We start from the raw sequence: 23,667 nt of genomic DNA on the forward strand, positions 1-23,667 counted from the left end.
TGTTGGAATATTGTTCTGCTTATTATTTAGGTAATTTTGGATATTTTTTACTAAATGAATGATACATACTAACTGCAGCAGAAATTTTTATTAGATCCCACACAGAAAAAATAATTGCGCCAGCAAAAAACGCCTGTTTAAAATTTCCACTATAAAAAGTTGTAAGATATGCTGCTCCAATAATCAAAACAATTAAACTTGCTAACACCATTGAGGATATTATTGTGAATAGATTTCTTTTTCTTTCAATAATAAATCCAACAATAAATGCTGCTATTGGAAATGATAAAAGATAACCACCTGTTGGTCCAAATAATATTGGTAAACCAAAAGACATATTAGCAAACACCGGTATTCCAATTATTCCAACAAATAAATAAATGATTTGACTTATTGCACCATTTCTTGAACCAAGGAAAGCTCCTGATAAAATTACAAGCATTGTTTGCAGAGTAAAAGGAACTGGCTGAACCGGAACACTTACCTGTGCAGCAAAAGCCGTAAGAGTTGTAAAAGCTAAAATCCAAAAAAGATCTTTGCTAATAGCATAGCTAAAATATTTCATCAATTTATTTGATTTACTAATTTCATTAACTAACATTGTAACTCCATCTAATTAAAATTATTTTTGAAGAATAAATATGTTTTTTCTAATAAATTATCAAATTTTTTATTGCTTCATTCAAAAGGATGCTTTATATCAAATGTATGTCCAGCCGAAGGAATTTTATAAAACTCAGTATATTTTTTATCTGACCAGTTATAAATTTCTTCAGCTTCTTTTAAAGGAACCGCTAAATCTTGTTCACCGTGTGCAATAAATAATGGTCGATTTAACTCCTCAACCGCTTTTCTAATACTTAATGAATTTTTCCCATTTTCTTCAATATCCTTTAAAAGCGGAAGTTCTATTCGCATCATCTGGCCAGTTCTTTGATTCATAACCTCAAAAAAACCTTTCTTCTTCCATTCTTCTTTTTGCCGTTCAGAATATCTGTCCAAATATGAAATCGATGCCCAAAGAGCAACTCCTTTAACATCTTTAATATTTCTTGAGGCAATTAAGGAAATTGCACCTCCGCGGCTATGTCCCAATATTCCAATCTTCGGTTGATTTACTATACCAAAATAGTTGCTTAGATAAGCATTAATAAGTTCAGACAATTCCCTTACTTCTCTTGAATAAGTATTCTGCGCAAATTTTTTAAGATCAGAAAAAACAAGTGGATTTTCACCAATTCCATTATGCGAAAAATTAAATGTAAGAACAAAAAAGCCTTTTGAAGCGAAATATTCACCTAAATATGGACCAAATCCCCAATCCTTAAATCCTTGGAAACCGTGAACAAATATTAGACAACGATTAATATTATCCGTAATTCCATAAGCAGTTAAACTTAAAACTTCTTTTTCAGATGTTATAAAACTATAATCCTGCTTAACCATACGTAAATATGCTTATTAAGATGTGAAAAATCAAGAAAATTGAACATTCAATATTATCTAATGCAATCTTGCAGATAAAAACTTCACCACAAAGAATGTTATTCCAATCTTATAAAATAATTTTTATCTTAGCATTGTAATATTTTTTATTTAGATTTATTGGTACAAAGCGATGAATTATAAATTATTTTTGGTAAAGTGGAAAGTTGTTAAGCATGGATTTTAAATTTCTTGATGAACATAAAATGCTTCGCGATACGGTAAAAGAATTTACGAATAACGAGATCCGACCAATCGCTAGAAAAATTGATGAAGATGAGTTTATTCCGAAAGAATTAATTAAAAAGTTAGGAAAGTTAGGAATTCTGGGTACTTTATTTCCAGAAGAATATGGAGGTGGTGGTTTTGGAATTGTTGGTTTTTGTCTTGCTGAAGAAGAGATTACAAGAGCCTGCGGTTCTACAGCTACTTTAATTGGAGCACATCAGTCAATTGGAACGAATACAATTTTCATTGGCGGATCTGAGGAATTAAAGAAAAAATATTTACCTTCATTAACTTCTGGTGATAAAATTGCTGCCTTCTGTTTAACAGAACCTGAAGCTGGTTCTGATGCCAACAGCCTAAAAACTCATGCAAAATTAGTTGGTAGTAATTGGATTCTGAATGGTTCAAAAACCTGGATAACCAACGGCTCTATTGCCGATGTCTTTTCAGTATTTGCAAGAACTGATAAAGGTATTACCGGTTTCGTTGTGGATTCCAATACACCTGGAATTATTATTGGTCCAAATGAAAAAAAATTAGGAATTAGGGCAAGCGCTACAAATCAAATTACTTTTGAAGATGTTGAAGTTCCACCTGAAAATATGATCGGTATTGAAGGCCGGGGATTTTTATATGCAATGCGTACTCTTGAAGCAGGAAGACTTTGCATTGGTGCATGCTGCATTGGAGCTTCAAAAGAAATGCTCGAAATGTCTGCCGCTTATGCAAACCATAGGAAACAGTTTGGTGAAGTAATAGCTCATTTTCAAGGTGTGCAGTTTATGCTGGCAGAAATTGCAACACGAATTTATGCAATGGAAAGTTTGCTTTACAGAGCCGCACAAGGTTATGATGATAAGCGAGATATTGCATTAGAAGCTGCTATGGTAAAGCTATTTTGTTCTGAAGCTGTTGCAGAAGTTGCTGATAAGGCTTTACAAATTCATGGTGGAATGGGATTTTCCAGAGAATTACCTTTAGAAAAATTTTACAGAGACGCGCGAATACTAAAAATTTTTGAAGGCACGAGTGAAATTCAAAAAATGATAATTGGAAGGAAAGTCGCAAAAAATAATGGAGTCTGGAAGTTATAATGCCAAAACTTTTAGTTATTCCTTCGATTGATATAAAGAACGGAAAAACTGTTCGCGTTGTTCAGGGTATTCCTGAATTAGATGTTGCTGAATACGGGAACGACCCGGTAGATGCAGCTCTTCTGTGGCGGGCTGAAAACGCAAAGTGTATTCACGTTGTTGATCATGATGCTATCTGGGATGAGAAAGGAAGAAATTTTAAACTCATTGAAAAAATTTGTTCATCGGTAGTTATTCCCGTTCAACTTGGTGGCGGCATAAGAAATCTTGATGATGCAAAACGAGCTATTGATCTGGGTATTTACCGGATTGTTATTGGAAGTTTATTGCATGAGAACAGGAAGGAATTCGAGAGGATAGTAAAAGAAATTGGTATTACTCATGTTGCTGCTGCAATTGATTTTTTTGAAAACGAAGTAATCTATAAAGCAAGATCTATTAAAACCGGTTTAACCCCATTACAGATAGCAAAGGATTTTAAAACTTTTGGTATTGAAAGAATAGTTGTAACAGATGTTAAAGCAAATGGTATGATGTTCGGTCCAAATATAGAAATATCTAAGTTGATAGCAGAAGTAACTAAATGCAAAGTGACTCTTTCCGGCGGTGTTAGAGATAAGGATGACCTGATGGCAATAAGTGAAAATACAGATTCAGGCATCGATTCTGTCATTGTAGGCCGTGCACTTTATGAAAATAAATTTCCTTGCCAGAGGTTATGGCGCATAGCAGAATCTGGAATTTTTAATTGAGGTTTGAGATGCAAGAAAACAAAAACACAATTACTGTCAGTAGCTTTTGGTCCAATCTTTTTAAAACACCTGCCGAAAGAGATGAAATTAAGTTAGTACTTACTTCCATGCCTCCATTCAAAGAACTTAGCTCGAGGGATCTTGATTTACTCTTACATATTGTACACAACAGAGTTTATGCTGCCAATGAATTCATCTTCAATCAAGGAGATCCTGGAATTGGATTATATATTATTCAATCAGGTGAGGTACGTATTGAGAAACAAATAGATAAAAATCAAAAGTACACTCTTGCTGTTTTTAACAGAGGTGATTTCTTTGGAGAAATTGCTTTGCTTGACGATGATGCCCGCTCCGCATCAGCTATTGCAGCGAAGGATTCCAAATTAGCTGTTATATTTAAACCAGACCTTGACGAATTTGTAGAAAAATATCCAAAGAAAGGAATTAAAATACTCCAAGGCATTTCTCAAATTGTAGCAACACGATTAAGAAACATCAATCAGGATTTTATCACTTTATATTTTCAATCTTTAAATAAACAATGAGGAGGTTTGTATGGAATCTCAATTTAAAAACATTTTAGTTCCAATTGACTTTTCTGATTATTCTAAACGAGCATTACAATATGCATTCAATTTAGCTAATCTTTTTGGATCAAAAATTTTTTTAATTTATGTAATAGAACCAGTAATATACCCGGCAGATTTTAGTATGGGGCAAGTTGCCCTGCCAGCAATAGACATTGAAATGAATTCGAGAGCAAAAGAAGAATTAGAAAATCTTGCTAAAAAGGAAATTTCTGGTTTGGAAGTTACAACAATAATAAAGACCGGAAAACCTTTTGTGGAAATAATTGAAACTGCATCCGAAAATGACATCGATTTAATTATTATTGCATCCCACGGGCATACTGGTGTTGAGCATATTCTTTTCGGCAGTACTGCAGAAAAGGTTGTTAGGAAAGCTCCTTGTCCAGTGTTAACTCTGCGGGAACCAGTGAAAGGTTTTACCTATAAAGCATAACTTATTCAAATAAAATAATTTTAGAATTGAAATACCTCTTATGTTTCTTTTTAATAAAAAAATTAAAATACTATTTCTTTATGTAACTCCATTAATTATTACAGGATGTTTCTCTTCCAAAAGCGGAGTTGAAAAAACAAGTAATGAAATTATAATATTACCACGGTCAGCCTGGAATGCTTTAGATCCCAAACCGTTTCCATCTCAAATTCCGGAACGGATCACAATTCATCACGAAGGAGAATATTTATCCCCGGATGCAAATGCTGCAGAAAAAATAAAAAACACTCAAATCTGGTGCATAGGCAAAGAAAGAAATTGGTCCGATATTCCTTATCATTTTCTTATAGACTTAAAGGGAAATATTTACGAAGGAAGAAATGTCTTTACTGCTGGTGAGACTAATACAATTTATGATCCTTCCGGGCATTTGCTTCTTACTTGTATGGGAAATTTTGAAGAGCAGGAAATTTCTAATGAACAGCTAAATGCACTAATTAATTTAACTGCATTTTGTTGTAAGAAATATCAGATAAATCCAGAAACTATTAAAAGCCACCGGGATTATACTGAAACCTTGTGCCCAGGTAAAAATCTGTATAAATATTTCCAGAACGGATATATCATTAAAAAAGTTAAAGAGGAACTTGCTAATCTTTAATTTTATTTTATCATAGGTTTCATAATTAATTCATTCCTTTGATTATTAACTTCATTCATCTATTTTTGCAAATAAAAAAAGGATATAAATGGATTATCACTTGCTTGCCAAAAAAGCAATTGAAGCAAAAAGAAATGCTTTACCTACCTATTCACACTTTCATGTTGGGGCGGCTCTTTTAACTCTTGAAGAAAAAGTTTATTCTGGAGTTAATGTGGAAACTTCTTCTTATGGTTTGACAATGTGTGCAGAACGTACGGCAATATTCAAAGCTATTTCAGAAGGAGAAAGAAATTTCAAAGCTATTGCAATCGCAAGTGATTTACCAGGTTTTTGTCCACCCTGTGGAGCATGCAGGCAGGTAATTTGGGATTTATGTGCAGATATTGATGTAATAATGGTGAACCATAAAAATGAATTATTGGTAAAAAAGATAAGCGAACTTCTTCCATTTGCCTTTGGTGATGATAAGTTAAATGAATTATGAAGTTCCGTAATTCATGAATGATTATAAATAATTAATTCGAAATAAAATTGAATATTGATTCTGAAGATATTTCGCTTGGAGAAGCTATATGGAATTAGCACCGCACTCAACACCAAAAGATACCGGTTGGATTGAAGTAATAGCTGGTTGTATGTTCAGTGGTAAAACTGAAGAATTGATTAGAAGATTACGACGTGCTCAAATTGCCAAACAAAATGTAAAAGTTTTTAAACCTAAAATTGATGTAAGATATTCTACAAGTAAAATAGTTTCTCACAGTGAACAATCACTTCCCTCTTTGATTGTAGAATCTCCTCAAGAGATTTTAGAACTTGCAAAAGATGCGCAAGTAATTGGTATTGATGAAGCACAATTCTTTTCCAGCGAGCTTATTAGTGTATGCAATAAATTAGCTGATGAAGGAAAACGCGTAGTTGTTGCTGGCCTTGATTTAGATTATCGTGGAATTCCTTTTGAACCAATACCTCAACTTCTTGCCATAGCAGAATACATTACAAAAACATTGGCAATTTGTGTGGAATGCGGTAACCCTGCAGACAGAACACAGCGCAAAATAAAATCAGAAGAAAGAGTTGTTGTTGGCGCTGCAGATTCATACGAAGCACGCTGCAGAAAATGTCATTACATTCCATAATTAAAAAGAGAATATTATGAACACAGTTTCACTTTTAAGAGGAATACTTGGGCTAATTGTTTTACTTTCAATAGCCTATTTATTTTCCAATAATAAAAAGAAAATTAATTGGAGATTGGTAGGTAGCGGTTTATTACTTCAAGTTGTATTTGCCATTTTTGTTTTAAAAGGAAGTGAACTAGCAAGTTTTTTTTCACCGCTTGGCTGGCCTAAAAAGTTAATTGAAGGTGTCGGTTATGTTTTTGTATTAATTCTTGGCTTTACTACCGAAGGATCCAAATTTGTTTTTGGCTCGCTGGCAATTAGTCCAGGTAATGCGGGCAGCCTTGGAATGTTCTTTGCGTTTCAGGTTTTACCAACAATTATTTTCTTCGCAAGCTTAATGTCTGTTCTTTACTATCTAGGAATAATGCAAAAAATTGTTCAAGCAATGGCTTGGGTTATGGCAAAAATTATGGGAACAAGCGGTGCTGAATCACTTTCTAACACAGCAAATATTTTTGTCGGTCAAACCGAAGCTCCATTAATGATAAAGCCATATATAAAAGGAATGACGAAAAGTGAACTCCTTACAATTATGGTTGGTGGTATGGCAACTATAGCAGGTGGAGTAATGGCTGCTTATATTCAAATCCTGGGAACAACGTATGCACAGGTAATGAATATATCACTTCAGCAAGCTCAAATATTATTTGCCACACATTTACTTGGGGCTAGTGTAATGGCGGCACCAGCAGGACTGCTAATTTCAAAAATTCTCTATCCCGAAACTACTGAACCAGAGACGAAAGGAAAAGTAAAAGTACCTGTTGAAAAAAATGCTTCCAATGTTGTAGAAGCAGCAGCTGTTGGAGCCGGTGATGGCTTAACGCTTGCCTTAAATGTTGGTGCTATGTTAATTGCTTTCATTGCTTTGATTGCATTATTAAATTATTTATTGCACGGACTTGGAGAAATTACCGGTTTGAACGCCATTATATTAGCAAAATTCAATCAACCTTTAAATCTGCAATTTCTTTTTGGTGTAATACTTCAATACCTGGCTATGGCAATTGGCGTTCCTTTAAACAATGCAATGCAGTTTGGTAGTTTGATTGGAACAAAAGTAGTCCTTAATGAATTTGTTGCTTATGTCGATTTAACTAAAATGATAGAATTCAAACAGCTTGATCCTAAAACTATCTTTATGGCAACTTATGCATTATGCGGATTTGCAAACTTCAGTTCTATCGCTATACAAATTGGTGGAATAAGTCCTCTTGCACCAAATAGAAGAAGCGATATTGCAAGTCTTGGTTTAAAAGCTGTGCTCGGTGGTTCTCTTGCTACCTTAATGACAGCCACCTTGGGTGGAATATTATTTTAATCGGAGGAATTTTTGGTTGACTTACATTTCAAGTACAAAGAACTGATACAAATTCTTGAAAAAGAATCTCTTTTCATTCCGGATATTTCAATTGTACTTGGAAGTGGTTTAGGGGATTTTGCAGAGAGTGTTGATACTATAAAAACAATAAGTACTTCCGATTTACCAAATTATCCCAAATCAACAATTCCAGGGCACCAGGGTAAAATTCATTTTGCAAAATATAGCGGTAAAAATATTCTTTTATTCCAGGGAAGAATTCATTTTTATGAAGGCTATTCATTAAACCAATGTATACTTCCAGTTTTAATAGCTCACCAATTAGGATCAAAAAAAATCCTTTTAACAAATGCGGCTGGAGGTATTAATGTAAATTTTAAACCCGGTGATTTGATGTTAAATGATTCATTCAATTCAATTAACATTAAAAAAGAATTAACCGACCTAATTGGTTTAGGTTCCTTGGATACAAGGAACAGGTTTATTGATTTCCCATCATCTTTGATGAATGAAAAATTTAGAAAAGCGGCATTAGAAGAAGATATCACTTTGCAAAGCGGAGTTTACTGGTTTACTAAGGGACCGAGTTATGAAACTCCAGCAGAAATAAAAATGATGGCTAAGTTTGGTGCCGATGCCGTTGGTATGTCCACGGTTCACGAAGCAGTTTATGCAGCTCATTTAGGAATGGATGTTGGCGCAATTTCTTGCATCACTAATTTTGCAGCAGGAATTTCCCCGGTAAAATTATCTCACAACGATGTAACTGAAACAGCTAACCTGGTTAAAGCAACTTTTGAAAGATTGGTTAAAAGAATAATATCAATTGTTTAATTGATAAATTGTTGCATTGTTAAATAGATTTGAGATTAATCTATTTTGATTCTTGATCAGCAATTTAAAAGTGTTACATTGAATAAGTTGTAAAATTAAATAAGTGAAATGTCATTTAAGAATGGAAATTTATTTCTAACCTGATCTACTTTTTCCAATTCAATTTCAGCTATTACAACTTTTTCTTCATTTTCTAAAGAAACAATCTCTTCACCCATTGGATCAAACACACTACTAAATCCATTATATTGATTCTTTGGATCTGTGCCAACTCTATTTACTCCAATCACATAGCATTGATTTTCTATCGCCCTGGCTTTTAGCAAAGTTCTCCAATGTTCAATCCTTGGAATTGGCCAGTTAGCTATATTAATAATCAAGTGTACTTTTTCTTTTCCATAAAATCTATATAACTCCGGGAAACGAAGATCGTAACAAATTGAAAGACCAATTTTACAATCATTGACAATTGTTGTGCGTGGAGCATCTCCTTTTGCAAATTTTTTATCTTCACCAGAAAAAGAAAACGGATGTATTTTACTATACTTATTTATCAGAACGCCACTTCTGCTAATATGAATTAAAGAATTGAATATCTTTTCCTCTTGTATTTCAATAACTCCGGCAATAATATCTGAGTTTAATTTCTGAGAAATGGTTTTGAAGAATTGGAAACTTTCTCCATCGATGGACTCAGCAAACAGAGATGATTTCATTGTAAATCCTGTTAATGTCATTTCAGGAAAGATTATCAGATCAACATTTTTTGTTATCTGATTAACCATCAATAATAATTTATCTTTGTTTGCTTCTTTATCTTCCCAAACAGGATTGTATTGTACTAAACCAATTTTCATAATTGACTTAATTTTTTGATAGAAAGTTAATGAAGTAAATAAATTTATACAATATAAGATTGCACTATTATAATTTTTGAAGATAGTTGTTAACTGCTTCAGCAACTTTCCTTCCGGAATTGATTGCTCTAACTACAAGACTTGCTCCGGTTATTGTATCGCCAGTGGCAAAGAATCCATTAGTTGATGACATATAATTGGAATCAACTTTAATATTTCCTCTGTTATCAATTTCAATATTTAGGTCCTTTACAAGAGAACCATGTTCAACATGGATAAATCCCATTGCAAGCAAAACCAAATCAGCATCTAAGATAAAATCAGATCCATCTACTTCGAGGAATTGTTTGTTCCCTTCTGTCCACTCCAAATCTTTGCAGTTTATCCTTTTTACTTTACCATCTTCACCTTCAAAAGATTTTGCCATAAAATTCCATCTTCTTTCACAACCTTCATCGTGCGAGCTTGATGTGTGCAGGATGAGCGGCCAATTTGGCCAGGGATTATAAAGTGTTCTTTCAATTGGTGGCTGCGGAAGAATCTCTACTTGCGTAATGCTTTTGGCACCCTGACGATTTGAAGTACCAACACAATCAGACCCAGTATCTCCGCCACCAATCACTACCACGTTTTTATTTTTAGCAGAAATAATATTTTCTTCGGGAATAATATTGCCTGCATTTATTTTATTTTGCTGCGTTAAAAAATCCATTGCAAAATGAATTCCCTTCATCTCTCTTCCGGGAATATCCATATCTCTTGGAATTGTTGAACCAGCAGCCAGAACTACTGCATTAAAAGATCTTTGTAAATATTTGGCTGAAATATCTATCCCAACATTCACTCCAGTCTCAAATACAACACCTTCGGCTTTCATCTGTTCAAGTCGTCTGTCAATAATCTTTTTTTCTAATTTAAAATCCGGGATTCCATACCTCAACAGTCCACCAATTCTATCACTTTTTTCAAACACAACTACATCGTGACCGGTTCTTGCTAATTGTTGTGCAGCAGCTAAGCCAGCCGGACCTGATCCAACAACAGCTATTCTTTTACCTGATTTGTAAGTTGAAATTTCCGGTACAATCCAACCTTCTTCCCAACCACGTTCCACTATTTGCAATTCAATATGTTTAATTGTAACGGCTGACTGATTGATCGATAATGTGCATGCGAATTCACAAGGTGCCGGGCAAACTCTTCCGGTAAATTCCGGAAAGTTAATAGTTGAGTGAAGTAATGTTAATGCTTTCTTCCACTGATTTTTATAAACCATATCATTCCAATCTGGAATTCGATTTCCGCATGGACAACCTTGTGAATGGCAATATGGTATTCCACAATCCATGCATCTTGATGCTTGCTCTGCTACTTCATCTTTTTTAAGAAGCTGATCAAACTCTCGGAAGTCAGTTATTCTTTCTGTGATTGAACGCTTCTTTGGATTTGTTCTAGTGTATTCTAAAAATCCAGTTGGTTTACCCATTGAACACCTCCTCAGTTACAGCAACTGTATCAACGTCGCGTTGTTCCTGCAATCGCATTCTCTCAAGTGATTTTCTATAATCAATTGGTATTACTTTTACAAACATTGGCAGGTTCGATTCCCAATTATCCAAAATCATTTTTGCTCTTGTGCTTTTTGTATAGAAAAAATGTTTCTCAATCATTTCTCTTAATTGAATTTTATCATCCTTATCCCAAACGCTTTCAAGATCGACCATGTCAAGATTACACTTGGTATCGAACAGCTGGGTTTGATCATAAACGTAAGCAATACCGCCGCTCATTCCAGCCGCAAAATTTTTTCCTGTTGAACCAATTACAACTACCATCCCACCAGTCATATATTCGCAGCCATGATCACCTATTCCTTCCACAACTGTTTTAGCCCCGCTGTTACGAACTGCAAATCTTTCACCTGCTTTTCCGTTTATATAAATCTCGCCACCAGTTGCACCATAAAGAACAACATTTCCAGCAATAACATTTTCTGCAGCCTGAAATCCAGCATTGGTGGGAGGAACTAAAACAATTCTGCCACCGGACATTCCTTTACCAACATAATCGTTTGTATCACCAACAACTTTTATAGAAATTCCCGGAACTAAAAAAGCTCCCAGACTTTGTCCCGCTGATCCAACAAAATTTAATTTAATGGTACCTTCCAATAATCCCTTTGGTCCATATCTTCTTACAATTTCTCCGCTTAATCTTGCACCAACTGTTCTGTGGACATTTCTGATTGGCAAATTAACTTTAACTGGTGTTCTACTTTCTAAAGCAGGTCTCACCATTTTGATAAGTTCGTCATCAAAAACTTCAGATTCTTCCTGGTTGGCTATGCAGCAGGTTGTAACCATTGTTTCATCCTTAAATGCAGAAAGTAAAGGAAGCAAATCTAATTTATTTGTTTTCCAATTATTTTCTGATGGCCTGTACTCAAGAATTTCTGTATGACCGCACATTTCCTCGACTGTTTTAAATCCTAACTCAGCCATTTGTTCACGCAAGTCCTGCGCAAGAAACTTGAAAAAGTTCTCAACATATTCTGGTTTCCCTGTAAAGCGAGAACGAAGAAGTGGATCTTGTGTAGCTACCCCAACAGAGCAGGTGTTCAAGTGACATTTACGGAGCATAATACATCCAATTGTAATCAGAACCGAAGTTGCAAATCCAAATTCCTCAGCACCAAGTAAAGCAGCCACAGCAATATCTCTCCCGGTTTTTATTTGTCCATCAACTTGAACAAGAATTTTATCCCGGAGATTATTTGCCATTAAAGTTTGATGAGTTTCAGCCAATCCAATTTCCCAGGGAATTCCTGCATGGCGAATTGCGGTTAGAGGAGAAGCACCTGTTCCTCCTTCATAGCCGGAGATTAAAACTAAATCAGCTTTAGCCTTTGCAACGCCTGCTGCAATTGTTCCCACACCTGTTTCGGAAACAAGTTTAACTGAAACTTTTGCTTTTGGATGAACACATTTCAAATCGTAAATCAGCTGAGCAAGATCTTCAATTGAATAAATATCGTGATGTGGTGGTGGAGAAATTAATGTAACACCGGATGTAGTATGGCGGACTTTTGCAATTTCTTCACTAACTTTATGTCCGGGTAACTGCCCACCTTCGCCAGGTTTTGCTCCTTGTGCAACTTTAATTTGAATTTCATCTGCACTTAATAAATATTCTGCAGTAACTCCAAAACGTCCTGAAGCAATTTGTTTTACTTTAGAGCGTTTACTATCTCCATTCGGCAAGGGAATATTTCTTTCCATATCTTCGCCGCCTTCACCGGAGTTGCTTCTACTTCCAAGTCTGTTCATTGCGATTGCAATTGTTTCATGAGCTTCTTTGCTGATTGAACCAAAAGACATTGCAGAAACCACAAATCTTTTTATGATTGATTCAACAGGTTCCACTTCATCAATTGGAACAGGAGTTCTTTTCTTGAATTTTAATAAGCCACGAATAGTTTTGCCTTCAGTATTCGATTCGTTTACAATTTTGATATATTCTTTAAAGACCGAATAATCATTTGCTCGTACAGATAACTGAAGTTTTGAAATTGCTTCATAAGTCCAAAAATGATTTTCACCATCGATACGACTTAAATATGAACCACCAACATCAAGCAGGTTGTTGAATTTGCCATGTTCTGGAAAACCTTGCCGATGTCTGAGTATTGCTTCCTTTTCGATTTCTTTTAGACATAATCCACCAAGCCGAGAAATTGTACTTGAGAAAAATTTATCAATCACCTCTCGACTAATTCCTATTGCTTCAAAAGTTTGCGCTTCAAAAAAACTATGAACTGTAGAAATTCCCAATCGGCTCATCGTTTTTAAAAAGCCTTTCTTAACTGCAATGATATAGGAATCGAGTGCTTCTTCCGGTTTCAAATTCTGTTCAAGCATATTTGTTTCAGCAAGATCTCGGATAGTAGCAAATGCAAGATAAGGACAAATTGCATCGGCACCGAAACCGATTAGCAAAGCAAAATGTATTACTTCTCTAACTTCCCCTGAATCAATTATTATACTTGCATGGTTACGCAATCCTTTCTTTGCAAGGTGATGATGCAAACCTGAAGCAGCAAGAAGTGATGGAATAGGAACCTTGTTTATCTTTAAGTTTCTATCGGAAAGGATTAGGATAGTTGCTCCATCCTGAATTAATTTTTCTGCCTGATCAAAAATTAAATCGAGTGACTTTTGCAAACCGTTCTCTTCATCTGCTGAGAATAAAATATCAATTGTTTTTGTGCTAATATGCGGGTGATTTGCCGACTTTATTCGCATCAAATCTTCAGTTGTTAAAATTGGATGTGATAGTTTGAATCCACGAAAATGTTCCGGAGTTTCTTCAAGCAAACTTCCTTCTCCACCAACAAAACTTTCCAATGACATTACAAGTTCTTCGCGGAGTGGATCGATTGCAGGATTTGTTACTTGCGCAAACCTCTGCTTGAAATATGCAAACAAAGATTGAGGACGGTTTGACAATATCGCAAGCGGTGTATCATTTCCCATTGAACCAACCGCCTCCTGACTTCTGGAAGCCATCGGATTGATAATCATCTTAAGTTCTTCTTCGGTGTACCCAAATGCATGCTGCTTTTGCAGTAATTCTTCCGGGTTTTCTTCCGGAATACTTCCGGGTGTAAACAATCCACGCAATTCTATAATATTATCTTTAATCCATCTGCGGTAAGGTTTCTGTCTGGAAATTTTGGCTTTGATTTCTTTATCAGGTACAACTCTATTTTGAATTAAATCCGCAAGAAGCATTTTGCCAGGTGAAAGTCTGCTTCGTTTAATCATTTTTTCTGCCGGAAGATCGAGTACACCGGTTTCCGATGCGAGCAAAACTATTCCATCACTTGTTATTGTATAGCGCGAAGGACGTAAACCATTTCTATCCAAAATTCCACCAATAAATCGCGCATCCGAAAATGCAATTGCCGCTGGACCATCCCATGGTTCCATTATAGCTGAATGAAATTCATAGAATGCACGCTTATCTTCACTCATCTGAATTTTAGGTCCGTTTGCTTCGGGCACCATCATCATCATTGCGTGAGGAAGAGAGCGACCTCCAAGAACAATAAGTTCGAGAACATTATCAAAGATAGCGGAGTCGCTTCCTGATTCATCAATAATCGGTTTTATTTTTTCAAGATCATCGCCAAATAAATTAGATTTTAGAATTGCCTCACGTGCTTTCATACGATGGATGTTACCGCTTAGTGTATTAATTTCTCCATTATGTGCGATGTAACGGAACGGTTGTGCAAGATTCCAGGTTGGTAAAGTGTTTGTACTGTACCTTTGATGAATAATTCCAAATGAACTGGCAAATCTTTTATCGGAAAGATCCGGAAAGAATATTGGAAGCTGATGAGCGGTTAATAATCCTTTGTACACAATTTTAGTGGAGGACATGCTTGCAACATAAAACTGACTTGTATCTCCGTCCCAACTATTTATTTCTTTTTCCACTAATCGCCTGATTACATACAATTTTCTTTCGAAAGAATTTATTTCAATTTTACCACGATGAATAAACAATTGATAAACCTGTGGTTTTGTGGTTTTTGCTAAATCGCCAAGAGTACTTTCATCAACTGGTACTTTACGCCAGCCTAATACTTCGCATCCTTCTTCTGAAACAAATTTTTCAAAGGTTGAAATACATCTTTCAGTAAGAGATGAATCTGCCGGCATAAAGATCATAGCAGCAGCATAATCGCCGGTTTTTGGTAAATGAATTCCAATTGACTTACATTCATCTTTAAAAAATGTGTCCGGTGTTTGAATCATAATTCCAGCACCATCACCGGTAGTTTTATCACCGCCTAATGCGCCGCGATGTTCAAGATTAACAAGTACAGTAATTGAATCTTCAATTATTTTATGACTTGGAATTCCATCCAATTTAACAATAAAGCCAACTCCGCAATTATCATGTTCAAATGATGGATCGTAAAGTCCACGCTTTAAAAGTCTTCCGGCGGAGTTTCTATTCCACATGTTTTTCATCAATATCATTCCTTTGTTTACAAAACTATAAATAGAATGAGGAAATTAAATAACTACAATGCTGCCCATATATTTTCTTAATTCCTGAAGAATTGCATCCGTTAAGAAAATGGAAAACACAATTAAGAGATTGAAATTAAATTCTAAATTACTTTTTGGGATTTGCTTTTCTGAATCTTAAATAGTTTATAATTAATACTATCCATCAGTGCCTGCCAGCTTGCTTCAATTATATTTTCAGAAACGCCAACGGTTGACCAGGTTTCATTTCCGTCACTTGATTGAATGAGTACTCTTACTTTAGAAGCTGTGCCCTGCTTCTCATTTAACACCCGCACTTTATAATCAACTAATTTTATCAATGCAATCTCCGGATAAAATCTTAACAATGCTTTACGAAGAGCATTATCCAGTGCATTAACAGGTCCAATACCGTTGGCTGCCGTGTGTTCAATTTCGCCATCCACTTCAATCTTTAATACTGCTTCTGCACTTTCGTTCTTTCTATTATCAAACGTTACATTCACTTTCGATTCCAGCATTTTGAAAAATGGTGAGAATTCATTCATCTCAGATCGAAGTATGAGTTCGAATGAAGCTTCAGCACCATCGAACTGGTAGCCATCAAACTCAAGAGTTTTAATATGATTTACCAATTTTTTACTTAGTTCGTTATCTCCATTAAGATTAACCCCAAGCTCCTTCGCTTTATATTTTATATTGCTCTGTCCGGAAAGATCAGAAATTAAAACGCGCTGTTTATTGCCAATCAACTTGGGATCGACATGTTCATACATTCTACTGTCCTTCAATACAGCGCTCACGTGAATTCCTCCTTTGTGTGCAAAGGCTGAATTACCAACAAATGCTGCTCTTGTATTAGGAACAAGATTCATCAATTCAAAAACATAATTTGAGAGTGATGCAAGATGGTCCAGGTTTTCATTTACATTCGTTTGTTTAATCAATTTTAAAATGATGTTTGGAATTATGCTGGAAAGATTTGCATTACCGCATCTTTCACCTACACCGTTAATTGTTCCCTGAACATGCACGGCTCCCGCTTCGATTGCTGCTAAAGAATTTGCAACCGCAAGTTCCCCATCATTGTGTGCATGAATGCCAACCGGTTTATTAATATTATTCAATACATCTTTAACAATATCAGTCACCTGGTGGGGTAAAGAACCACCGTTCGTATCACAAAGAACAATTGATTTTGCACCTGCCTTTTCTGCTGCTTTAATCATCCGTAAAGCAAAAAAGGGATTGTTCTTATATCCATCGAAAAAATGTTCCGCATCAAAAATTACTTGTCTTCCATTTTCCTTTAAGAATTGTATCGAATAGAATATCAATTCTTCATTTTCCAACTCAGTTAAACCTAAGCTAACTTCGGAATGAAAATTCCACGTCTTGCCGAAAATTGTAACGATTTCAGTCTCAGCTTTAAGTAAAGCAAGAAGATTTGGATCAGAAGAAATCTTATCCGGGAACCTGGCAGTTGAGCCAAAAGCACAAACTTTTGCATGTCTAAGATTCAATTTTTTTGCAAGCTTAAAATATTCTTCATCACGCGGATTGCTCCCGGGCCATCCACCTTCAATGATATCTATCCCAAATTCATCCAACCGTTGAGTAATGCTCAATTTATCAGTCACTGATAAATTAATGCCTTCACCTTGCGTTCCATCCCGCAGGGTTGTGTCAAACAGTTCTATAAAATTTTTCTTCATATTTTCTTCTCAATAATATTTTAAAGTCTTAAAACAATTTGAACATTATAAAAGGAAACAAATTTTTCATCCTTGTTTTAACAATCGACTATTATGCTAACATTCCAACTTTTCTTGCATACTTAAAAACTCCACCTGCTTCAACAATCTCAAAAACATCTCCAAGCGAATTAAGTTTATGTACTTTACCAGATGAATGATTTGTTAAAGTATTTGTGTCAACATTTAATTCTACTTCATCACCGGTTTTAATTTTATCATTTAGCTTTTCTTTACTATCATAAGGAACAAGAAAGCCACCATCCACAGAATTTCTGTAAAATATCCTTGCGTATGATTCAGCTATAACTGCTTTCACTCCAGCTTTCTGAAGAGCTAAAGGCGCATGCTCTCTTGAAGAACCACAACCAAAGTTGGAACCACCGATTATAATTTCGTATTCTGATTGCTCACAATCGCCAACTATAAATGGTTTGCCTCCATCCGGTAATCCAGCTTTTTCCAAAGGAACACTTGATAATGCAAAGTGTCCGTACTTTTTAGATTCCTCTGGATCAGTTGTACTATAAACCAAATATTCAGCAGGAATAATTTGGTCCGTATCGATGTTATCGCCAAGAACGTATGCTTTACCTTTTAATATTTTTTCCATCAGCCTACTCCCTGCCCTCTCCAAAAGGAGAGGGTTTTTAATTTAATATTTTGTATTTGTGAAAAATACTTATTACAAAATCCCAAAATCTCCTTTGGGGGGATTTAGGGGACTAATCTCTTGGATCCGTTATAACTCCTTTTATTGCTGAAGCGGCAACAGTTAATGGAGAAGCTAAATACACTTCTGATTTTTTGCTTCCCATCCTGCCGGGAAAATTTCTATTGGTAGTTGAAATTACAACATCACCATCCGTAGATCTTCCAATTGTATCTGAAGGACCACCAAGACACGCAGCACAAGAAGACTGTGCAATAATGCATCCAGCATTTTGAAAAATATCTTTTAGTGAAATACCGGAAATAGTTTCTTCATCAAGCTGTGCTGCTATTGAAGTACTTGCAGGGACAATAAAGGTTGGAACTTTTACAGTATTTCCAAGAAGTATTTTTGCTGCAAATTGAAAATCAGTAAGTTTACCTCCCGTGCAGGATCCGATATAACATTTAGTAAGTTTTGTTCCACTAACATTTCTAACCGTATCCCGGTTATCCGGACTATGCGGTTTTGCAACCAATGGTTCAAGTTTAGAAACATCATAATTATATTTTCCAAAATACTTTGCATCAGAATCGCTAGAGTAAATTTCATAATCAGTTTCAATTTTATCTTTTAAATATTCCTTTGTAATAGAATCTGCAGCAATAATTCCGTTCATTCCGCCAGCCTCAATTGCCATATTAGTTAAAGTCATTCTTTCATTCATTGAAAGACCAACTACTGCATCACCGTCAAATTCCATTGCACGGTAAGTTGCGCCATCTGTTGTAATATCACCAAGGATTTGAAGTATTAAATCCTTTGCAGTAAGATAGTTTGGCATTTCTCCATTAAATGTAAACTTTATCGATGCTGGAATTTTCTCCCAGATTTTACCCGTTCCAAGAATAAATGCAGCGTCAGTATTTCCAACGCCAGTTGCAAACATTCCAAATGCTCCGGAAGTACAAGTATGGGAATCGGTTCCAAACAATACTGTACCGGGGACATTATAACCTTCTTCCGCAAGGGCAATATGACATACTCCTTTATATCGTTCTGTTCCAACATCATAATAATTTGGAATATCATATTCCTTTGCGAACTGCCGCAGTAAATCTACATTTCTATTTGCCTGGGAGTTTTTAGTAAAAATGTAATGATCCGGAAAGATTACAAGTTTTTCTTTATCCCAGATTTTTGCATCCACTCCAAATTCTTTTTTCCAAATAGCTATAGTTGGCGGACCGCAGACGTCGTGTGTCATAAGTACATCAACATTTAGCCAAACGTTTTCTCCTGGAGTTACTTTATTTTTTCCAGCAGATTTTGCTAAAATATTTTCTGTTATTGTCATTCCCATAATTTTTTCTTCAGATTGATTTGATTGATATTTGATTTTCTGTTAATTCAATATTTGTTTTTTGAAATAGTTGAAACTGGTTTATAGCTTGTAAATATGCTTTTGCACTTGCTTCAATTATATCTGTAGAAATTCCTCTACCAGTAAATGAATTTTCATCACTGCGAATTCTAATGATTGCTTCTCCCAGTGCCTGCCTTCCCTGGGTAACCGAGCGGACATTGTAAGATTCTACCATCGGTTTAATGTTCAAGGCTCGTTCAATTGCATTAAAGCAAGCATCAACTGGTCCATCACCTGTAGATGATTCCTGGATTGATTCCTCCCCGACTTTTAATCTTATTGTAGCAGTTGGTATCGTATTGGTACCTGCATTTACCTGAAGATAATCAAGTTCATATAATTCCTGAATTTTGTAAACCTCATCTCCCATCAGCACACGAAGATCATCATCAAAAATTTCTTTTTTCTTATCGGCTAATTCAAGAAATGCTTCATAAACTTTCTGCAGATCATTTTCACTTAACTGGTAACCCAATTCAATCAATCGAGCTTTCAAACCATGTCGTCCGGAATGCCTGCCAAGAACAATCTTTGTTTTATTAACGCCAACATCTCCAGGAGTCATTATTTCATAAGTCTGTTTGTTCTTCAACATTCCATCCTGATGAATCCCAGATTCGTGTGCAAATGCATTTTCCCCAACAATAGCTTTGTTCGGTTGAACAACTATACCGGTAAATCCGGAAACCATTCTGCTGGTATTATAAATTTCTTCTGTTTGAATATTGGTATAATAATTCCACAAATCTTTTCTAACCTTTAACGCCATTACTATTTCTTCCAACGAGGCATTACCAGCTCTTTCACCAATTCCATTAATTGTACACTCAACCTGCCGGGCACCATTTTCAATTGCTGTTAAAGTATTTGCAACTGCTAAACCTAAATCGTTATGACAGTGAATGCTAATAATTGCCTTATCAATATTTTTTACTCTTCGTTTTAGTTCAGCGATCTTAAGTCCAAATTCTGATGGCATAGTATAACCAGTAGTATCTGGTATATTTACCGTATTGGCGCCGGCATCAATTGCTGTTTCAATTACTTCTGCAAGATATCCGATGTCAGTTCTACCAGCATCTTCAGCGGAGAATTCAACATCTTCAGTAAATGTTTTTGCATACTGAACCATATCATAGGACATTTTAAGTACAGTTTTACGTTTCTCTTCAAGCGATCTTCCATATTTAGCATCACTGAATTTTCCAAGAATATGAATATCTGAAGTGCTGGAAAATGTATGGATTCTTGGATGCTTTCCATTTTTCAAAGCATCATAAGCAGTTTTGATGTCAATCTCTTTTGCACGTGCTAACCCAGCTACAATAACATCAAGTTCATCTGCTATACGCATAACTGCTTCAAACTGCGCTGGAGATGAAACAGGAAAACCAGCTTCAATTACATCTACTTTCAACTTAACAAGTTGCCTCGCAATTTCAATTTTTTCAAAAACATTTAATGATGCACCGGGTGATTGTTCACCATCTCGTAATGTTGTATCAAAGACAATAATTTTTTCTTTCATAGCCTACTCCCTAACCCTCTTCCAAAGGAAGAGGGAACAGATTTTTGAACTTTTAATTCAATCGTTAAAATAAATTCTTCCACCTAAATTCCTTCCTCTATACCACCAGACCGTCTTAGAGATATTAAAAGGTGTTTAAAGTGTAAATACTCCTAATGCTTGCTCGTTATATATTTCGTTAAAACTCTCAACAACATAATCCGTCATTTGAGTGGTTGAAACCAATTTATCACCTTCAGAAAAAATATCCAAAGTTCGATAACCTTTAGCTAAAGTTATTTCAATTGAGTCTTCAATCAACTCTGCTGCTTTTTGCATTTCAAAAGAATGATTGAACATCATTGCAACAGAAGAAATTGCGGCTAAAGGATTTGCTTTATTCTGCCCGGCTATATCTGGTGCGCTTCCATGTACTGGTTCGTATAATGCATATTTATTTCCCAAGCTGGCTGATGGAAGCATTCCTAAACTTCCGGTTATCATTCCTCCAATATCACTTAAAATATCTCCGAACAAATTTGAAGTTAAAATCACATCAAATTGTTTTGGATTACGTACGATTTGCATTGCCGCATTATCCACATACATATCTTTCAATTCAACATCAGGATAATCTTTATGCACTTCATGAACAATCGACCGCCAGAATTGAGATACTTCAAGAACGTTTGCTTTATCCACGGATGTAACAAGTTTATTTCTTTTTCTTGCTAACTCAAATCCTTTGTGTGCAATCCGTTCAACTTCTTCTTTCGAATATTCCATAGTATTCCAACCATGTTTTTCATCATATCCACGGGGAGAACCAAAATATATTCCACCAGTCAGCTCTCTCAATACAATAAAATCAGTTCCATCCAAAACTTTCGATTTTAATGTTGATGAATTGATTAATGCTTTATAAATTTTTGCAGGTCTAATGTTGGCAAAAAGTCCAAGCGATTTTCTTAACATCAACAATGCTGCTTCTGGTTTAAGATGATGTGGAAGCGTTTCCCATTTTGTACCTCCAACTGCTCCAAGAAAAATTACATCAGAATCATAACACGCTTGCAGAGTGTTTTCAGTTAACGGAGAATTAAATTTTTCATATGAAGAACCGCCAATAAGTTTTTCTATAAAATTAAATTCAATATTAAATTTTTCCCCTACCAGCTTAATAATTTTTACTGCTGAAGCAGTTACTTCCGGTCCAATTCCATCACCTGGAAGCAGAGTTATATTAAACTTCATACACCAACCTCTTCCTTTTTATTTTTTTTGAACAACCAACTCATCATTCCACGCAGTTTAGCGCCAACAACTTCAATTTTATGTTCACTATTTTCTTTACGCATTTTATCCATGTTTTTCATACCTGAATTGTATTCATCAAGCCATTCCTTTGCAAATTCTCCGCTTTGAACTTCACTTAGAATTTTTTTCATTTCTTTTTTAGTTTCAGCAGTTATCAATCTTTTACCGCGAGACATGCCACCATATTCTGCTGTATCACTTACAGAATAATTCATTCTTGATAAACCACCCTCATAGTAAAGATCAACGATCAGTTTCATTTCGTGCATGCATTCAAAGTATGCAAGTTCAGGAGGATAACCAGCTTCAACAAGTGTTTCAAACCCAGCTTTAATTAATTCTGCAGAACCACCGCATAAAACTGCCTGCTCACCAAACAGATCAGTTTCAGTTTCATTTTTAAAATTAGTTTCTATAACACCCGCTCTTGTTCCGCCAATTCCTTTTGCCCAAGCAAGTGCTAAATCTTTTGTGTTTCCGGAAGGGTCCTGATTAACTGCTATCAAACAAGGAACACCACTTCCTTCAAGATATGTTCTTCTTACAAGATGACCCGGACCTTTGGGAGCAATCATCATTACATTAATATTTTGTTGTGGTACAATTTGTTTGTAATGAATATTAAATCCGTGAGCGAATGCAAGCGTTGCATCTGGTTTTAAATTAGGAGCAATTTCACTATCATAAACTGCTTTTTGATTTTGGTCCGGAAGTAAAACCATAACAACATCAGCCCAGGCAACTGCCTCCGGAATTGTTTTTACCGATACTCCAGCCTTTTCAGCCATTTCCCATCTATTGCTTGCTTTTCTTAAACCAACACAAACATCCATTCCACTTTCCTTTAGATTGAGTGCGTGCGCATGTCCCTGACTTCCAAATCCAAGTATGGCAATTTTTTTACTTGTTAATACTTCTAAATTTGCATCTTGATCATAATAAACTTTCATTTTATTCCTCTTTATAATTGTGAAAATGATGGTTCTTTTTTAAACTCTTTTACTTGTTCACCGCGTTTTAGGGCAACCGTTCCGGAACGTGCCATTTCTTTAATACCAAATGGTGATAGAACGTTTACAGCGGCATCAACTTTATCTGGCGGACCGGTTATTTCTAAAGTCATTGTTTTATTATTCACATCAACAACATTACCTCTAAATATATTGCAGATATCAATAATCTCTGCACGGGTTCCTTTCTGATAATAAACTGCAATCAAAGCTAATTCTCTTGCTACTGTTCCCGATCCTGTAAAATCAATTACCTTAATTGTATCAATTAAACGATTCAATTGTTTTACAACTTGTTCAATAATTTTATCATCTCCGGTAGTTACCAAAGTCATCCTGGATATTTCCGGTGTTTCAGTTTCACCAATTGAAATACTTTGAATGTTAAATCCTTTACCGCTAAACATTGTTGCTACACGGTTAAACGCACCAAATCTGTTTTCTACTAAAACCGAAATTATATGTTTCATTGCTTCCTCTGTTTGTTTAGAATT

The 23,667-nt window shown here is 35.4% G+C and carries 21 protein-coding genes; 9 read left to right on the forward strand and 12 right to left on the reverse strand.

Going from position 1 to position 23,667, the window contains the following annotated elements; all coding sequences use genetic code 11:
• Window positions 1-22: 22 nt before the first annotated feature.
• Both NTX22_04965 and NTX22_04970 read right to left on the reverse strand, forming a co-directional pair.
• A complete protein-coding gene (locus NTX22_04965; protein ID MCX6149857.1) occupies window positions 23-601 on the reverse strand; it encodes a biotin transporter BioY in 579 nt (192 codons plus the stop codon).
• A 77-nt stretch (window positions 602-678) separates the two neighbouring features.
• Complete coding sequence (locus NTX22_04970) at window positions 679-1,446, reverse strand: alpha/beta hydrolase (GenBank protein MCX6149858.1); 768 nt, start codon at window positions 1,444-1,446, stop codon at window positions 679-681.
• Window positions 1,447-1,661: 215 nt separating this feature from the next.
• Here NTX22_04970 and NTX22_04975 point away from each other — a divergent pair, with 215 nt between their 5' ends.
• From NTX22_04975 to NTX22_05015, 9 genes are all read left to right on the forward strand, one after another.
• Window positions 1,662-2,807, forward strand: a complete 1,146-nt coding sequence (locus tag NTX22_04975) for an acyl-CoA dehydrogenase family protein (GenBank protein MCX6149859.1) — start codon at window positions 1,662-1,664, stop codon at window positions 2,805-2,807.
• Window positions 2,807-3,559, forward strand: coding sequence for a 1-(5-phosphoribosyl)-5-[(5-phosphoribosylamino)methylideneamino] imidazole-4-carboxamide isomerase (locus NTX22_04980; protein ID MCX6149860.1), 753 nt, complete (start codon window positions 2,807-2,809; stop codon window positions 3,557-3,559). Before NTX22_04975 ends, NTX22_04980 begins: the two co-directional genes overlap by 1 nt.
• Before the next feature lie 8 nt (window positions 3,560-3,567).
• Complete coding sequence (locus NTX22_04985; protein ID MCX6149861.1) at window positions 3,568-4,107, forward strand: cyclic nucleotide-binding domain-containing protein; 540 nt, start codon at window positions 3,568-3,570, stop codon at window positions 4,105-4,107.
• Window positions 4,108-4,117: 10 nt separating this feature from the next.
• Complete coding sequence (locus tag NTX22_04990) at window positions 4,118-4,585, forward strand: universal stress protein (GenBank protein ID MCX6149862.1); 468 nt, start codon at window positions 4,118-4,120, stop codon at window positions 4,583-4,585.
• 40 nt (window positions 4,586-4,625) lie between these two features.
• A complete protein-coding gene (locus tag NTX22_04995) occupies window positions 4,626-5,246 on the forward strand; it encodes a peptidoglycan recognition family protein (GenBank protein ID MCX6149863.1) in 621 nt (206 codons plus the stop codon).
• 88 nt (window positions 5,247-5,334) lie between these two features.
• Entirely contained in the window at window positions 5,335-5,733 is a 399-nt protein-coding gene (gene cdd, locus NTX22_05000; protein ID MCX6149864.1) for a cytidine deaminase, read from the forward strand.
• An 88-nt stretch (window positions 5,734-5,821) separates the two neighbouring features.
• Window positions 5,822-6,388, forward strand: a complete 567-nt coding sequence (locus tag NTX22_05005; protein MCX6149865.1) for a thymidine kinase — start codon at window positions 5,822-5,824, stop codon at window positions 6,386-6,388.
• A gap of 16 nt (window positions 6,389-6,404) precedes the next feature.
• Window positions 6,405-7,754: a NupC/NupG family nucleoside CNT transporter gene (locus NTX22_05010; GenBank protein ID MCX6149866.1), complete on the forward strand. Its 1,350-nt coding sequence runs from the start codon at window positions 6,405-6,407 to the stop codon at window positions 7,752-7,754.
• Window positions 7,755-7,766: 12 nt separating this feature from the next.
• Entirely contained in the window at window positions 7,767-8,588 is an 822-nt protein-coding gene (locus NTX22_05015) for a purine-nucleoside phosphorylase (GenBank protein MCX6149867.1), read from the forward strand.
• 95 nt (window positions 8,589-8,683) lie between these two features.
• Here the strand turns inward: NTX22_05015 and NTX22_05020 are convergent, their stop codons facing one another.
• From NTX22_05020 to ilvN, 10 genes are all read right to left on the reverse strand, one after another.
• Entirely contained in the window at window positions 8,684-9,445 is a 762-nt protein-coding gene (locus NTX22_05020; GenBank protein MCX6149868.1) for a carbon-nitrogen family hydrolase, read from the reverse strand.
• A 67-nt stretch (window positions 9,446-9,512) separates the two neighbouring features.
• Window positions 9,513-10,931 (reverse strand): glutamate synthase subunit beta, encoded by a 1,419-nt coding sequence (locus tag NTX22_05025; GenBank protein MCX6149869.1) that lies wholly within the window; start codon window positions 10,929-10,931, stop codon window positions 9,513-9,515.
• Window positions 10,924-15,486, reverse strand: a complete 4,563-nt coding sequence (gene gltB, locus NTX22_05030; GenBank protein ID MCX6149870.1) for a glutamate synthase large subunit — start codon at window positions 15,484-15,486, stop codon at window positions 10,924-10,926. Before gltB ends, NTX22_05025 begins: the two co-directional genes overlap by 8 nt.
• 143 nt (window positions 15,487-15,629) lie before the next feature.
• Complete coding sequence (gene cimA / locus NTX22_05035) at window positions 15,630-17,222, reverse strand: citramalate synthase (GenBank protein MCX6149871.1); 1,593 nt, start codon at window positions 17,220-17,222, stop codon at window positions 15,630-15,632.
• 91 nt (window positions 17,223-17,313) lie between these two features.
• Window positions 17,314-17,874, reverse strand: a complete 561-nt coding sequence (locus tag NTX22_05040; GenBank protein MCX6149872.1) for a 3-isopropylmalate dehydratase — start codon at window positions 17,872-17,874, stop codon at window positions 17,314-17,316.
• A gap of 112 nt (window positions 17,875-17,986) precedes the next feature.
• Complete coding sequence (locus tag NTX22_05045; GenBank protein MCX6149873.1) at window positions 17,987-19,276, reverse strand: 3-isopropylmalate dehydratase large subunit; 1,290 nt, start codon at window positions 19,274-19,276, stop codon at window positions 17,987-17,989.
• A 10-nt stretch (window positions 19,277-19,286) separates the two neighbouring features.
• On the reverse strand, window positions 19,287-20,867 hold the full coding sequence (locus NTX22_05050) for a 2-isopropylmalate synthase (GenBank protein ID MCX6149874.1): 1,581 nt from the start codon (window positions 20,865-20,867) through the stop codon (window positions 19,287-19,289).
• A 135-nt stretch (window positions 20,868-21,002) separates the two neighbouring features.
• Complete coding sequence (gene leuB, locus NTX22_05055) at window positions 21,003-22,100, reverse strand: 3-isopropylmalate dehydrogenase (GenBank protein MCX6149875.1); 1,098 nt, start codon at window positions 22,098-22,100, stop codon at window positions 21,003-21,005.
• A complete protein-coding gene (gene ilvC / locus NTX22_05060; protein ID MCX6149876.1) occupies window positions 22,097-23,113 on the reverse strand; it encodes a ketol-acid reductoisomerase in 1,017 nt (338 codons plus the stop codon). Before ilvC ends, leuB begins: the two co-directional genes overlap by 4 nt.
• 11 nt (window positions 23,114-23,124) lie before the next feature.
• The gene (gene ilvN, locus NTX22_05065; protein ID MCX6149877.1) at window positions 23,125-23,643 is read right to left on the reverse strand and encodes an acetolactate synthase small subunit; all 519 of its coding nucleotides are present in this window, start codon (window positions 23,641-23,643) and stop codon (window positions 23,125-23,127) included.
• Between the last annotated feature and the right edge of the window lie 24 nt (window positions 23,644-23,667).

It is taken from the genome of Ignavibacteriales bacterium (assembly GCA_026390815.1).
Taxonomy (GTDB): domain Bacteria; phylum Bacteroidota; class Ignavibacteria; order Ignavibacteriales; family SURF-24; genus JAPLFH01.

What these genes read in the sequence shown, in the direction of transcription:
- NTX22_04965 (MCX6149857.1), bottom strand. Translation starts at nt 601, where the DNA reads ATGTTAGTTAATGAAATTAGTAAATCAAATAAATTGATGAAATATTTT.
- NTX22_04970 (MCX6149858.1), bottom strand. Translation starts at nt 1,446, where the DNA reads ATGGTTAAGCAGGATTATAGTTTTATAACATCTGAAAAAGAAGTTTTA.
- NTX22_04975 (MCX6149859.1), top strand. Translation starts at nt 1,662, where the DNA reads ATGGATTTTAAATTTCTTGATGAACATAAAATGCTTCGCGATACGGTA.
- NTX22_04980 (MCX6149860.1), top strand. Translation starts at nt 2,807, where the DNA reads ATGCCAAAACTTTTAGTTATTCCTTCGATTGATATAAAGAACGGAAAA.
- NTX22_04985 (MCX6149861.1), top strand. Translation starts at nt 3,568, where the DNA reads ATGCAAGAAAACAAAAACACAATTACTGTCAGTAGCTTTTGGTCCAAT.
- NTX22_04990 (MCX6149862.1), top strand. Translation starts at nt 4,118, where the DNA reads ATGGAATCTCAATTTAAAAACATTTTAGTTCCAATTGACTTTTCTGAT.
- NTX22_04995 (MCX6149863.1), top strand. Translation starts at nt 4,626, where the DNA reads ATGTTTCTTTTTAATAAAAAAATTAAAATACTATTTCTTTATGTAACT.
- cdd (MCX6149864.1), top strand. Translation starts at nt 5,335, where the DNA reads ATGGATTATCACTTGCTTGCCAAAAAAGCAATTGAAGCAAAAAGAAAT.
- NTX22_05005 (MCX6149865.1), top strand. Translation starts at nt 5,822, where the DNA reads ATGGAATTAGCACCGCACTCAACACCAAAAGATACCGGTTGGATTGAA.
- NTX22_05010 (MCX6149866.1), top strand. Translation starts at nt 6,405, where the DNA reads ATGAACACAGTTTCACTTTTAAGAGGAATACTTGGGCTAATTGTTTTA.
- NTX22_05020 (MCX6149868.1), bottom strand. Translation starts at nt 9,445, where the DNA reads ATGAAAATTGGTTTAGTACAATACAATCCTGTTTGGGAAGATAAAGAA.
- NTX22_05025 (MCX6149869.1), bottom strand. Translation starts at nt 10,931, where the DNA reads ATGGGTAAACCAACTGGATTTTTAGAATACACTAGAACAAATCCAAAG.
- gltB (MCX6149870.1), bottom strand. Translation starts at nt 15,486, where the DNA reads ATGAAAAACATGTGGAATAGAAACTCCGCCGGAAGACTTTTAAAGCGT.
- cimA (MCX6149871.1), bottom strand. Translation starts at nt 17,222, where the DNA reads ATGAAGAAAAATTTTATAGAACTGTTTGACACAACCCTGCGGGATGGA.
- NTX22_05040 (MCX6149872.1), bottom strand. Translation starts at nt 17,874, where the DNA reads ATGGAAAAAATATTAAAAGGTAAAGCATACGTTCTTGGCGATAACATC.
- NTX22_05045 (MCX6149873.1), bottom strand. Translation starts at nt 19,276, where the DNA reads ATGGGAATGACAATAACAGAAAATATTTTAGCAAAATCTGCTGGAAAA.
- NTX22_05050 (MCX6149874.1), bottom strand. Translation starts at nt 20,867, where the DNA reads ATGAAAGAAAAAATTATTGTCTTTGATACAACATTACGAGATGGTGAA.
- leuB (MCX6149875.1), bottom strand. Translation starts at nt 22,100, where the DNA reads ATGAAGTTTAATATAACTCTGCTTCCAGGTGATGGAATTGGACCGGAA.
- ilvC (MCX6149876.1), bottom strand. Translation starts at nt 23,113, where the DNA reads ATGAAAGTTTATTATGATCAAGATGCAAATTTAGAAGTATTAACAAGT.
- ilvN (MCX6149877.1), bottom strand. Translation starts at nt 23,643, where the DNA reads ATGAAACATATAATTTCGGTTTTAGTAGAAAACAGATTTGGTGCGTTT.